Origin of the sequence: Cohnella suwonensis (assembly GCF_042655365.1) — a bacterium.
GTDB classification, from domain to species: Bacteria; Bacillota; Bacilli; order Paenibacillales; family Paenibacillaceae; genus Cohnella; species Cohnella suwonensis.
In genome coordinates, this window is the sequence record NZ_JBHSMH010000025.1 from 61,719 (window position 1) to 74,588 (window position 12,870).

Annotated in this window: 13 protein-coding genes and 1 pseudogene; 13 read left to right on the forward strand and 1 reads right to left on the reverse strand. The window is 55.4% G+C overall.

The features are described 5' to 3' along the window. Positions 1-9 precede the first annotated feature (9 nt). The 9 genes from ACFPPD_RS10405 to ACFPPD_RS10445 are packed head-to-tail and all read left to right on the forward strand — an operon-like array spanning position 10 to position 9,151. On the forward strand, positions 10-282 hold the full coding sequence (locus ACFPPD_RS10405; RefSeq protein ID WP_209748833.1) for an acyl carrier protein: 273 nt from the start codon (positions 10-12) through the stop codon (positions 280-282). Further along, a complete protein-coding gene (locus tag ACFPPD_RS10410; RefSeq protein WP_209748834.1) occupies positions 279-1,238 on the forward strand; it encodes a DUF6005 family protein in 960 nt (319 codons plus the stop codon). The genes ACFPPD_RS10405 and ACFPPD_RS10410 overlap by 4 nt, the downstream gene beginning before the upstream one ends. After that, positions 1,222-2,592: a glycosyltransferase gene (locus ACFPPD_RS10415; RefSeq protein ID WP_209748835.1), complete on the forward strand. Its 1,371-nt coding sequence runs from the start codon at positions 1,222-1,224 to the stop codon at positions 2,590-2,592. The genes ACFPPD_RS10410 and ACFPPD_RS10415 overlap by 17 nt, the downstream gene beginning before the upstream one ends. After that, on the forward strand, positions 2,579-4,366 hold the full coding sequence (locus ACFPPD_RS10420; RefSeq protein ID WP_209748836.1) for an ABC transporter ATP-binding protein: 1,788 nt from the start codon (positions 2,579-2,581) through the stop codon (positions 4,364-4,366). The genes ACFPPD_RS10415 and ACFPPD_RS10420 overlap by 14 nt, the downstream gene beginning before the upstream one ends. Beyond that, positions 4,363-5,952 carry a class I adenylate-forming enzyme family protein gene (locus ACFPPD_RS10425; protein WP_209748837.1) on the forward strand — a complete coding sequence of 530 codons (1,590 nt, stop codon included), beginning with the start codon at positions 4,363-4,365 and terminating at the stop codon, positions 5,950-5,952. The genes ACFPPD_RS10420 and ACFPPD_RS10425 overlap by 4 nt, the downstream gene beginning before the upstream one ends. After that, positions 5,906-6,169: an acyl carrier protein gene (locus tag ACFPPD_RS10430; RefSeq protein ID WP_209748838.1), complete on the forward strand. Its 264-nt coding sequence runs from the start codon at positions 5,906-5,908 to the stop codon at positions 6,167-6,169. The genes ACFPPD_RS10425 and ACFPPD_RS10430 overlap by 47 nt, the downstream gene beginning before the upstream one ends. Beyond that, positions 6,166-7,308, forward strand: a complete 1,143-nt coding sequence (locus tag ACFPPD_RS10435) for an AMP-binding protein (RefSeq protein ID WP_209748839.1) — start codon at positions 6,166-6,168, stop codon at positions 7,306-7,308. Before ACFPPD_RS10430 ends, ACFPPD_RS10435 begins: the two co-directional genes overlap by 4 nt. 33 nt (positions 7,309-7,341) lie before the next feature. Then, on the forward strand, positions 7,342-8,295 hold the full coding sequence (locus ACFPPD_RS10440; protein WP_209748840.1) for a hypothetical protein: 954 nt from the start codon (positions 7,342-7,344) through the stop codon (positions 8,293-8,295). Continuing rightward, positions 8,285-9,151 (forward strand): sugar phosphate isomerase/epimerase family protein, encoded by an 867-nt coding sequence (locus ACFPPD_RS10445; RefSeq protein ID WP_209748841.1) that lies wholly within the window; start codon positions 8,285-8,287, stop codon positions 9,149-9,151. Before ACFPPD_RS10440 ends, ACFPPD_RS10445 begins: the two co-directional genes overlap by 11 nt. A 5-nt stretch (positions 9,152-9,156) precedes the next feature. On the opposite strand, the gene ACFPPD_RS10450 is transcribed toward ACFPPD_RS10445, so the two are convergent. Further along, positions 9,157-9,978: a helix-turn-helix transcriptional regulator gene (locus ACFPPD_RS10450; protein WP_209748842.1), complete on the reverse strand. Its 822-nt coding sequence runs from the start codon at positions 9,976-9,978 to the stop codon at positions 9,157-9,159. A gap of 104 nt (positions 9,979-10,082) precedes the next feature. Between ACFPPD_RS10450 and ACFPPD_RS10455 the strand changes: the two genes are divergently transcribed. The 4 genes and pseudogenes from ACFPPD_RS10455 to ACFPPD_RS10470 form a co-directional block, all read left to right on the forward strand. Further along, entirely contained in the window at positions 10,083-10,355 is a 273-nt protein-coding gene (locus ACFPPD_RS10455; protein ID WP_209748843.1) for an acyl carrier protein, read from the forward strand. A gap of 74 nt (positions 10,356-10,429) precedes the next feature. Further along, positions 10,430-11,476, forward strand: coding sequence for a hypothetical protein (locus ACFPPD_RS10460; RefSeq protein WP_209748844.1), 1,047 nt, complete (start codon positions 10,430-10,432; stop codon positions 11,474-11,476). Beyond that, positions 11,476-12,642, forward strand: coding sequence for a class-II aminoacyl-tRNA synthetase family protein (locus ACFPPD_RS10465; RefSeq protein WP_209748845.1), 1,167 nt, complete (start codon positions 11,476-11,478; stop codon positions 12,640-12,642). The genes ACFPPD_RS10460 and ACFPPD_RS10465 overlap by 1 nt, the downstream gene beginning before the upstream one ends. Positions 12,643-12,668: 26 nt before the next feature. Further along, a pseudogene (locus tag ACFPPD_RS10470) lies at positions 12,669-12,788 on the forward strand (polyketide cyclase); the annotation flags it as partial. Positions 12,789-12,870 lie beyond the last annotated feature (82 nt).

Genomic DNA, 12,870 nt, shown 5'->3' on the forward strand with positions numbered 1-12,870 from the left:
AGGCTAATGATGAGCGTTAGGAATCGAAACCACATCATGCAGGATCTGAGAAGCAAAATCGCGGAACTGGTCGACAATCCCGAGCTGGCGGATAAGCTGCAACCCGATGCATCCATTCATGAGGCGGGAGTCGATTCAATCGTGTTCATCAACCTGATCGTGCGCATCGAGCAGGAGTTCAAGGTCACGTTCCCGGGCGACGAGCTTGCGGTCGACCGCTTCGGCACGCTGAATCAAATCGCCGACCGCATCTATGGCAAACGGACGGTGACCTCCCGATGAGCAAACCGCCGATCCATTGCTTGCTGGATTGTCTTGCTCTTGCGGTGCGGACCGAAACGAATTTCGACGATCGCCCGGCCTATATCGGGGTTTGGAATGCGCCTTTCATTGCGGATGAGAACGGGTTTGCTTATTACTCCGAGACTATCGATCCGGATACGGAGTTTGTGCAGTTCGAAAGGATGTACGGAAACGGCATTATACGCTGGAATGACGCTTCCGCGAGCAAGGAAGACCATTTCCGGCAGCTGGAACAAGAGTGCGAAGGCACGGAACGATTCAGAACGGTCATTACGTTGGTTGATCTCTTTTACATGCCCCATTCGGCGATCTGCTACAAGCTGAAGCACCTTCCGCATATCGTTATCGTCCGCCGCGGGGATGACGGTCATTGGTTCGTCAGGGATCCTTTCTTCGAGTGGGAGGGGGAGGTGCCGAATTCCGTACTGTTCGATGCGCTCACCTGCGAGCGTCTGAGCGCGGGAGTAACCGTAGACGGTCTTAGGCTGCGAGAGCCGGAGCCGGAAAACATCGCGCGAATGTTTCGGGAGCAATTTTCCATGGACGCGAGCCAACTCGTGACGGTCGTGGATGCTTATTTGCGTCATATCGCGGACGGATCGCCCGGTTATTCCGTCGATACGCTGTTCGCCACGATAGGACAAGTCGGCATCGTCGCCAAGAGGTGGAAAGGGTTCGGGCTTGTTGCGGGGTTTTTCGCGGATCAGGGCGGATGCGACCCGAAGGAACTGCTTCTATTGCTGGAGCAATTGATGGCGAAATGGGAAAATTTCGTGCTAACCGTCGTACGCCTTGGCGTATTGGGCAAGCATGAGAAGCTCGCCGACGCGCGAGTCAAGCTGAGTCAGATCGCGGAGCTCGAATACGAGGTTAAGCGTCGCCTGTGGGGGCTCTTCGGGAAATGGGAGGCGGCGCGTCTTGAATCCATCATATAAGGGACTGCGCATCGGATATTCGGCCGGTACCGCGAAGCGGCTGAACGAGCGCGCGATCGACAGCCAGTGGGTGCGCTATCTGGGCGAACATGCCGATCTTGAGCCGATACAGCCGCTGCGATTATTTCGGATGCTGGGGGGATCGATCGAACGTTTCCAACGCGATTTTCCGGCATCCCTGGATCGGCTGTCCGATGAACTCGGCGATCTTAGCGAGCAGACGGGGCTACGCACGATTTATATGAACGTCCCGGCTCTCGTTCCATATTTGCTGATGGGAAGGGCTCGTGCGGGCATCGATCTGGGCTTTCTGTTCATCGCGCATTCGGTTGCTTCCGAATTCTGGCTGCGGCAATGGCTCTCCATCGCCCCTTTCCTGAACGGAAGGGACGTGCTCCTCTGTTCTTCGGCCGCATGCAAGACGGCATTGCACCGCATTTCCGATCGATTCGGCATGGCTCGCTTGATTCCTCTATGCACGGAGACTCTGGATCGATCGGAGATCGGATCGGCAATCGCCGAGCGCGGGGGCAAGCAATTGCTCTCCATCGGCAGGCTGGAGGACGTTAAGAATATCGATTGCCTGCTGAGGGTATTCGCCAGAATCCGAAACCGGCTGCCGGAAACGGAACTGACGATCGCAGGCGATTATACGGGGACGGATCAAGCTCAGATCGAGCGGTACAGAAGCTTGCTGCTCGGTCTCGTCGGACGGCTTGGCCTGGACGGGAGCGTTGCCTTCATCGGGCCGGTCGAAGGCGAGGCGAAGGAGCGGCTGCTTCGGCGGTCCGATCTGCTGCTTAATCTCTCGACGGACCCCGGAGAAACCTTCGGATATAACTTAATCGAAGCCAAGCGCTGGGGCATGCCGGCGATTAGCTCCAATTGGAACGGTTTTCGGGACGTTGTCGCGCATGGCGAGGATGGCTATCTGATCGATTGCAACTGGGAAGAACAATCACCGTTAGTCGACGAGGAGCAAGCCTCGGATGCCGCGCTTCGGGTGCTGGAGGATGAGGCACTGCGGGGGAAATTATCCATGAGGGCCGCGGAGCGAGCGGAATCGTTCGATTACCGTTCCGTATTTCCTTCCATTATGGCGGAGGTCGCCCGATCGGAAGCGGCTGCCGGAACTTCAATGAAGCAACCGGATGTTTCCGGCCTGATGAACCGGAAGCTCTCCGAGCTAACGTCGCTGTATCGAATGGAAAATTTGCACCGGCTGCCTTTTCTGGATCGCCCATTGTTCGAAATCCTGTCAGGTCAATCGGTAATGCCGCTCCATGACTGGATGCCGGCGGTCCGGCCGATTATCGGGCACTATGCGGGGAGGATTGCCTATGCAGAGTATTAGATTGTTCAGACGGCTGATGCCTTACGTTCGGATCCGATGGCACTTGACGATTCTCGCCTACGCGAGCGTATTCGTAAATCTGACGTTCCACCTGCTGCAGCCTTACGTGTTCCTGTTATTGATCGACAAGTTGCTGATCGATGGGGAGGACGCGTGGCTTGTCCCTCTGCTTGCCGCATCCGGCGGATTCGCGCTTGGATCGGCCGCGCTCGGCTCGTTCCAAGCCGGATTGTTCCGCTATCTTGGCATTCGGCATACGCTCGATTTGCGGGAAGTGATCCTGGCCCGCTTGCGACGAATTCCCATGACGGAAATCGAACGGCAAGGAGCGGGCAAGTACACGGCTTTAATGGGAATGGACACCGCGACGATGGGCAACTTTCTTAATCATGTCGTGATGGAATTGGCGTCCCAGTGGTACTCGCTTCTGTTTGCGCTCTCTATTATTTTTTATATCGACTGGCAGTTGGGTATCGCGGCCTTCGCTTTTATACCCGTTCTTCTGGCGATACCGCGCCTGTTCCGCAAGGCGATCGCCCGCAACACCGGCCATGTGAGAACGCACAACGAAGAGATCGGCACTCATCTGTACGAGAGTATCGAGGGTTCAAGGGAAATCCGGGTTCACGGCTTGGAGCAATGGGAGAAGGACCGCAATGAGAAAATGTACCGGAATCTCGTTAAGGCTAGCGTCAAGGATACTCTGTATCGGATGCTGTCCGGCAACTCCGGCTCGCTCGCCGTAAGCGGAATCGTATTGTTGCTATACGGCATTGGCTCCGGTCGGGTGCTGGACGGCACGATGACCATCGGGATGCTCGTCGCGCTTGTCCAATATTTGAACAACGCGTTGGCCCCCGTCCAAGCCATGAACCATTTCGTAGGCGAGCTTCAGGCGGCCGAGGTATCCATGCGAAGGATCGAAGAGTTTCTCGGCACGCCGGAAGAGACGGTCGTTCAAGCGGTCGGTTCGGTAAAAGATGAGGAGGATTTCTATCCCGACGTAGATGCGGACGGCTTGGATGTGACCTATGGGGAGCATGCGATATTGCGAGATATCGGCTTCCGGGTCAAGCTCGGCGAAACCGCGGCTTTCGTCGGTAGAAGCGGGTCGGGCAAAAGCACGCTGTTCCGGGCGATACTCGGATTCATGCCGATATCGGCGGGGACGATTCGTCTGGGGGGCATCCCGGATACGGACTGGTCGCGCGACTTTCTGACTCGCCGCGTCGGCGTCGTCTTCCAAGAAAGCTTCCTGTTCGCGGGAACGATCGGCGAGAATATCGCCATCGGACGGTTGGACGCCACCGATGACGAGATCTATGAAGCGGCCATCCAGGCGGATTTGAAGACGTTGATCGACGGGCTTCCGGAAGGAATTCATACGCAAGTCGGGCATCGGGGGGCACAGCTGTCCGGCGGGCAACGTCAGAGGGTGGCCATCGCTCGGGTCATCTTGCAGCAGCCGGACGTGCTCATACTGGATGAACCGACCTCGGCTTTGGACCGCTCTACGGAAGATAGCGTCTTGCGTACTTTAACCCGGTTGATGGATGGAAAAATAACGTTGATATCGACGCACAGACTGCAAACGGTCGAGAACGCCGATACGATCTACGTCATGGATCAAGGTCGGATCGTCGATTCGGGCAACCACAAGGAGTTGGTTAGTCGCGGCACGGCAGCTTACCTGGAGCTGCTTCATCGGCAGAGGCTAGCCGATGAAGAGTATGCCGCTCAAGATCGGGATGGACAGCGGCAGGTGTCGGTATGAAGGGGGGCGCGTTAGTCGGGTTGTTCGAGCAGACCGCTCGCCCTGATCGCGGATTCCGTTACGGGGAAGCGGAATTCATCAGTTATGCCGACTTGTTCGCGGAAGCGGGCAAGCTGTCCGCGGCGTTAGGTCGGCTGGGACAGAGACCGAGATTTATCGCGGCGATCTGGATGGAGCCGTCGCCCGAATGTTACATGGCATTCATGGCGATCGTACTGGCGAACGGAATACCGGTTCCGCTTCACGGCAATTCGAGCGCGGAGCAAGTCGCGGACGTGCTCGGGAAGTTGGAAGCCGAAGTGCTGTTGACCTCTTCCGCACGCCTGGATGAAGTGTTGAGGTCTGAAGGAATTGCCCGCGAAGCGGGACAAGGGACGATTATCGTGGACGGGATAACGGGCGAAGCCGGCGAAGGGATGGAGGCTTCGATTAGGCCGGGCTTCAGAAGGCGAGAACGCGTGTACACCCCGCCGGAAGAGACGGCCGTCGTGTTCATGTCCTCGGGATCTACGGGCAAACCGAAAGGGATCCTGTTATCCGAAAGCAACCTATTATCCAATATGGCATCCATCCAAGCCAGCCTGCGTCTGACGGATGAGGATACCGTTCTGATCACCAAGTCGTTCGGCTATAGCTCGACCGTAACCGGCGAATGGCTGTTGGCTTTGCATGCCGGCATGCAGATCGCGCTGGCTCCCGGATTGCTGCATCCGCTTCAGCTAGTGCTCGAGATCAAGCGCTCGCGGCCTACGTTCCTGTGCACGGTGCCCGCCGTCCTGCTGCCGCTCGCCAAGTCGGGCAAATGGGACGAGCAGGATCTGCAAAGCTTAACGAAGCTGATCGTCGTCGGCGCGGCGATGCCGCCGGAGACGCTCCTGCAGCTGCAGATGAGGCTGCCGAAGGTCGAGATTATGCCCTGCTACGGCCTAACGGAAGCTTCTCCTCGCGTAACCTGCCTCCCGGCGGGGCAGCTGGCTTCCAAATCCGCATCCGCGGGATTGGCCATTCCCGGCGTAACGATTGCGGTTTACCGTGAAGGTATGCCGGCCGCGCCCGGAGAAGAGGGAGAGATCGTCGTCAACGGACCGAACGTGATGCTCGGGTATTACGATGACGAGCGGCGAACGGCGAACGTGCTGACTTCCGGTGGATTGAGGACGATGGACCGGGGTTACATGGACGGCGACGGCTTTCTCTTCCTTACCGGAAGAACGGACAACGCCTTTAACGTGGCAGGACATCTGTTCCATCCCGAGATGCTGGAGAAAGCGTTGCTCTCCCATCCGGCCGTCCGGGAGTCGGCGGTAACGGGAATGCCGGATGAAATATCCGGCTATCGTCCGATCGCTTTCGTCATTCCGGACCAACATCCGGTAGAGGACGAGCGAAATATGGTTGCGCAGCTGCATGCCTATTGCCTTAACCGGTTTACGGCCGCGGGACGGCCGAAGGAAATTATCATCGTCCGGGAGCTTCCCCGGACGCAGTCGGGAAAGCCGGATAGGACGGCGATTCAACTCATGGCAAAGGAGAGAAATGATGACTTACGAAACGGATCAATCGCGGCTGGAACAGACGGTTATTGAAATCATGGGACAGCTGGTCAAGCGGAATCCAGGGGAAATCGGGCTGGACGACTCGTTGCTGAACGATCTGCAGCTGGATTCGCTGCATGTCCTAGAATTATTGACGTTGCTGGAGCAAAGGTTCGATTTCGAGACGGACGCGGAGGATTTGCAACCAAGCGTATTCCGCACGGTGAACTCGGTCGTTCATTTCGTGCAGTGCAGGATCTCGTCTTGATTGCCGCGGCGTTGCGACAACGGTTGGACCGGCTGGCCTGCGAAGCCGCGGAGCAATATCCGTATTACGGCCATATGAGAGGATCGGCCATCCGGTTCGAGGATCTTCCCATCCTAGACAAGATGACGATCAACGACAACCGGGAGCGGCTCGAACGGCCTGCGGAAGGCTCCGCTATTATCGTGACGCATACTTCCGGAAGCACGGGCACGCCTTTCCGCTGCATCAAGACGAAGGAAGAGCAGCTTGCGCTGTCCATGGCGATTCAGAGGAGTAGATTGCAGTGGGGATTGCCGTTGAAACATCGCGCGTTGTTGCTGGGCAACTCTTTGTTCGCCGATCCGAGGATGGTCACGCTGTATGCGAACCGGATCACGAGCCAATCGCCTCATCTGATTCAAGGTCGGTGCTCGGGCTTGTACGAGCTGGCTTCCTATTTCGAGAAGAGAGAGCTTGCAATCCCTTCTTCCTTAGTCTGCGTGCAAAATTGGGGGGAGTATGTCCAGCCTGCCCAGAAGCGGGAAATCGAGCGTATCTTCGGCGTTCCCCTGCTTGATTATTACGGAATGGAAGAAATTTGGATGATCGCGTTTACGAACCGCGCCGGCGAACTGGAAGTCGATGAGCGGTTCGTATACGTCGAGGTACTGGACCCCCTTACCGGATGTCCGGTTCCGGAAGGAGAGACGGGCGAGCTGATCGTCACGTCCTTCGTCCTGAGAAGCCTGCCCTTCCTGCGTTATCGGACGGGCGACCTGGGACGCGTTCGGCCCGAGAGGGGACAACAGGGTCCTATTCTCGAATTGCTGCCGATGCGGCAATCGCAAATCAAGCTGCCGGGCAAGGAAGTCAATGCCTCCGTGCTGAGATTCCTGGACCGGTTCTATCAATCGCTTGCCGGGGAACTGGGGATGAAGCAGTTCCAACTGATCCAGGAGTCCTACGCTTCATTCAAGCTTTGCGTCGTCGCCGATCCGATCCGCGGGGAGGACCTACGAGAAGCGGCGCGCAAGCTGGAGCTACTGTTGAAGCAATGCCTGCTTACGGACGAGCTAGCTATCGCGATCGAACGGGTGGAGAAGATTAACCCCCATCCCGTCAGCGGGAAGTGCCAGCCTTTCGTCAGCAGAGTTCCATGAGCGTCGCAAAACGACTTCCGAGGAGGTAAGCGCGTGATCCAGAATGCTGTTCGGACCGACGGTCCCGTCCGGCTTGCGGCGCTCGAATGCGCTGCTTCGTGTATCGTGTCCGCGTTGGATATCCGAGGCTTTAACCCCCGTTACTTCCTGCTCGGGTATTGGCACATCGGCTATTATGACGGCATGCTGATGTCCGTAAGAAATATGAAGTGGATCGATCTTGCCTACGAATACGGCATTCAAACGGGCATGACCTCGGGATCATTGGAATCTCTTAACGATTTGCTGGATGGGGGAGATATGGCGATCATCCTGTGCAAAGCCTCCAAGCTCCGTTTTTTCCCCGAATCGATGCTGGGGTTCGAATCGGCCGGATTTTACCATTGCGTCCTGCTGTACGGCCGGAGCGGTCTTCACGACAGCTTCCATGTGACCGATCCCGTGGCAGGCTTCACGGGGCTTATAACAGCAGATGAACTAGCTGAAGCAAGCGTTCGGTCCGGGGAATTCGTATATTGCCGACTGAGGTTCGATGCCGATTACCGACGCCCGGAGGAAAGGGACTCCTTCCGCAGGGCGTCGGCGGCTAATCTGGCGGCGTATCGGAAGAGCGGCGCGAAGGCATTCGAGCGCTTCCGCGCCGACGTTGCCGACAGCATGGGATGGGAAGCCGCGAATCGACGGTCTTGGACGGACCGCAATAACATTGCCTTGTCGGCGATTAGCAGAATGCGCACGCTTGTCTGGCAAAGCTACGTGGATACCGGCCTCTTATCGGAGGAAGAGCGCGCGGAAGGCAACGTTATGATCGGTGAAGTCGTACGCGCGTGGATGAATATCAACATGCAACTCGTGAAGATCGGCTCCCGTTCTGCCGTTGCCGGACTGGCCGAGATCATCCGGCGGCAATTGGAAACCGTGGAGCGGGCGGAAATCCGGCTTCTTGAATATCTGGCTGCGAAGGAGCTGCTGCCGAATGAGAATTAATCTATGCACGATCTCCTTCCGCCATGAACTGGCTTCGTTTAACGAATTGCTTGATTTTGCCCAGCGGACCGGCTTCTCGGGCATCGAGCTGTGGAGCGTCCATGCGGCCGCGATCGCCCGCAGCATGCCGCTGCAAGGGGCGAGAGCCGTCAGGAGCATGCGGCGCAGAGGGATCGAGATTGCCATGATCAGCGGTTACGTCCAACTGCTGGCCGGCACGGATACCGCCTATGCGGAGACGGAGAAGGAATGGAATCGGCTGCTGTCGTTGGCAAGGCTGTTCGAGACGGATAAAATTCGCATATTTGCCGGTAACAAATCGAGCAAGGCAGCCCTTGAAAGCGACTGGACGCTCGGAACGCGGCGATTAAGGCAGCTTGCGCAGACGGCATCTGAACATGGCATCCGAACCGTGATCGAGACCCATCCGGGTACATTGGCGGATTGCCTGGATTCCGCGTTACGTTTGATCCGCGATGTCCAGCATCCGTATCTGTCGATCAATCTCGATTTCCTGCACCTATGGGAGGCCGGCGATCCTTTGCCCGATGCCTTTCGCCGTCTTCGGCCCTGGACCGCCCATTTCCATTGCAAAAATATCCGCAGCCGCGGGGAGCTCTCCGTTTTCGAACCGGATAACGTCTATTCGCCCGGCGGAACCCGAGAAGGCATGGTTCCGCTGGCGGAAGGGGCGGTCGATTACAGGGAGATTCTTGCTCATCTGAACGGCGATAACGGCGTCCCGTCCCTTTCCCTGGAATGGTTCGGGAACGATCCTTTCCGTTACTTGTCGAAGGAGATCGCTTGGATCCGGAGCGTCTGCGGCGATTCCCGCGGTAAGCGGGCTATGCCGTAGCCGGCTTACAAGTTCAAGGTCTTGGTCCTTTTGTTCCTTCTGTACTCCATGGGAGTCATGCCGACCTTGTTTTTCACCATGCTCGTGAAATTGCCCGGATTGCGGATGCCGACTTGCTCGCATATTCGTTTGATTTGATCGTCCGTGTCTTCCAGATACGCTAGAGCCCGGTTCATGCGCAATTCATTGAGATGCCGGATCGGCGAAACGCCGAAGATCTGGCTGAACTCCTGACAGAAGTAATTGGGATTATAGCCCACCGCCCCCGCGATTTCCTGGAGCGAGAGATCCGGATTCGCCATGTGCTTGCGCATATAACGGACCGCGTAGACGATCGGCAAGCCGGTTTTCTTGCGTTGAACGGGTTTGGAGTGCGTAGGCGTAGCCGTTTCCAAGCTTTCGGGCTCGGCATTCAGGAAACATTCGCTGAGCAAGGAGAAGAGGAGGCTGGATACGCGAACGCGGTCGTTCGCATCCGATTGCCGACGGTAGCCTTGAATGAGAGTCAGCAACCTTTTGCAATGGCTGGTAGCGGATAGGACATAGGAAATTGAAAAGCCGGGGATGGATTGGAGTAAAGGGGACTGGAAGATGAGGCACCGGATGAAAATCGGGTTGCGGGAGGTCAACCGTACCGTCATCATCGGCCTAACGAGCAACAGCTGTCCCCGCACGATTGTCCGGTCGCGGTTGCCGATGTTGCATTCGAAAGCTTGTTGCTGCGTCCATAACAATTGAAATGACGTGCTTGTCCATTTTTCCTCATGAATGGCTTCGAATCTCTCGAATTGTACGGGAAGCATATCGGAAAAATGCCGTTCGAACATGAATCGTCCCCCCTTGTCGATGCGATTAAGGATTTCAAGGAGTCCAATATTCTGCAAGTATCTGTATTATAGCTTATATAAATCCATGTGAAGGAGTGGAAATTATGTCGACCGATCTGGCCAGAGCGGATGTGATTCAATATTTAAGGAAGAAAATCGCCGAAATAACGGAAAGCCCCGAATTGGAGCAAGAGGCGAACGTTCACGCCTTGATCCGGGACATGGGGATGGACTCGCTCAGAATCGTGCAGCTTATCGTTCATATCGAGCAGTACTTCGAAATATCGTTCGAGGATGAGGAGCTCGTCATCGATTTTTTCTCCACGATCGATCATTTCGCGTCGAGTATTGCCAAGAAAAGAGTATGCCTTGCTTAACGATTCAGAATGTATAAGTTTCACGCTTATCCATTTCTGAATCGTCTCTTATCATTCGAAGGAGGAATCTTCCAATGACGGCCAAGCGGCTTCCTTTAAGCGATCACGATTATGTCACCTATCCGAATGTAGCTCATCTGTTCAGCGTCATCGGCAACCGGGAAGAAACGATGCCCTGGGTCTATACGAACTTCATTCAGCTCGTGTATTTCGAATCGTTGCGGAAAATCGACTACACGAACAAGACGGACAGCTTCTTCGATCCTCTCCTGTTCGATTGTCCTTGGCTCAACATTCAATTTACCCATCGGGACACGATCTCGCAGGCGTGGAACGGAAGCATCGTGCAATTCGCCATCGATTCGATCGACAGGGGGAATTATATTTATTTCGTAGCCGATCAGTATTATATCCGCGCGTCCGCGGCTTACGGCAACCATACGCACAATCACGACATGTTCATCTATGGTTACGATAAGACAACGAAGAAATTAAACATCGCGGACAATTTGAAATACGGCAAATATATCCGAACAACCTGCGGCTTTGACGAGATGGAGATGGCCTATGCTCATGCGGACCCCGACCGGGACTGGTTTGATTCACGGGTCATGTCTTTTGCTTTTAAACCGAAAACTTACTTCCAATATGAACGTTATCTCGTATTCGATTCGGTGTCCGTCGTTCATTCTCTCAACCGGTATATCCATTCCATGAAACCCGCATCTTATATGTGTCTGGAAAATACGTACGGAATCGCCGTATACGAGAGGGTTCATGAGTATTTGCTCGCTTTGAAGCAAGAGCGGGAAGTCATCGATATTCGGCTTCTGCACATCTTGTACGAGCACAAGAAGATGATGCGCCGCCGGATTCGTTATATGCTCCAGCATGGCTATCTCGCGGACGAGAACCTCGAAGCATCGTATGCGAATGTAGAGAAGGAGCACGAAATCTGTGTCGGATTGATGCTCAAATTCATGATCACCGGCGATGATAAGCTTCTTGATCGGATAAGCGGCGCCCTGATGGAGGCGGCTGTTATCGAGAAAGAACTGCTCGGCCGAGTGATCGCCACCGTCAGCCATCGTCAGGTTTTCTATAAGGGGAGGGCCGATTGATGACAATCCGGGTGTCTTATAAGGATATTTTGACTCCTAATCAGGCGGAATCATTGATTTCCAAGCTAGTGTACAGCATTGAAGGGATAGAGCGATGTTACCTGGCCAAAGAAACCGAGGAAATCATTGTCGATCCGGTTGATGATTCCAGCTTGCGGGAGCTAAGCGAGACGATTGGCATAATGCTTGAGGAGGAACGGGGAATCCGTACGCTGGGGAGCAGGACGGTAAGCGAGTTTCGCCGGCAGGACGGAAGCGGAAATAGCGGCGGAGAGAAGAGGCTGCTCGTTCATGACGAACAACTGGAGGATCTGTGTCCGAGCGACGGCAGCGTGAAGAGGGATTCCGCGGTTGAACTGGTTCAGCTGCTTGACCGCCTATTCCTGAATTATGCGGACAGAAGGAAAGCCGGCCATCGCAAATACCCATCGATGATTGCGCTTAGCACATTGGAGAAATGCGGCTACGTTCGCTCGTTTCCTCAGAATTTGTTTCTAGTATCGGAGTTTCCTCATCGATATGACACGCTTAGGCAGGTCAAGGGAGCGGCGGATCCGACTTCCCTTGCCCGGCCGAGTCCCTACGCGCTGTCGCCGGCTGTTTGCTTTCATTGCTATGAGGAGCTGGCAGGTACCGCATTCTCCCAACCGACCCTATTAACCGCGTCGGGCAACTGTTTCCGGCATGAAGCGCCGTGGAGAGTCGGCAAGCATCGGTTGAACGAGTTCGGAATGAGGGAAATCGTGTTCGTAGGAGAAGCCGACTTTGTCGAGGAAGAGAGAAGCTGGTGGATGAAGGAGATTGGGTCGTTATTTCGCGAACTGGGCATGAAGGGGATCGTGGCAACGGCTAATGACCCCTTCTATTTCTCCGAGGATGCGATGAAAAGCCAGCACCAGAAGATGGCGAACATGAAATACGAGTTGATCGTGGAAGCGGGCGATGGGAGTTCCTACTCTATCGCGTCTTTCAATAACATGAGCGATTCGCTTTGCAAGCCGTTCTCCGTTCTCGCTCCTTCGGGAGCGCCCCATCATTCGGGCTGCGTGGCCTTTGGAATCGACAGATGGGCGTACGCCCTGCTGTCGGAATACGGTCCTCTGTCCCAGTGGCCTGCCGGCGTGAGGGAAATTGTTGAAGGAAAAGCGCGCGTTTTGGCTGATTAGCGGATGTTGCCAGTCAAGACAGCGACACGCAAATCATCGAATCGTTCGAAGCGGAAGAGACCAACGCCATCGAGATGCAGCAAGCTGGATGGCAGGCGATTTTAGATAATTTCAAAAAATATGCGGAATCGGCAACAGAAAAATAAAAAAACTTTCATAGCTTTAGGAGCGCATGCCGACTTTGGCATGCGCTTTGCTATGCCCAACAGGGGCGTCATCTCTACGGTG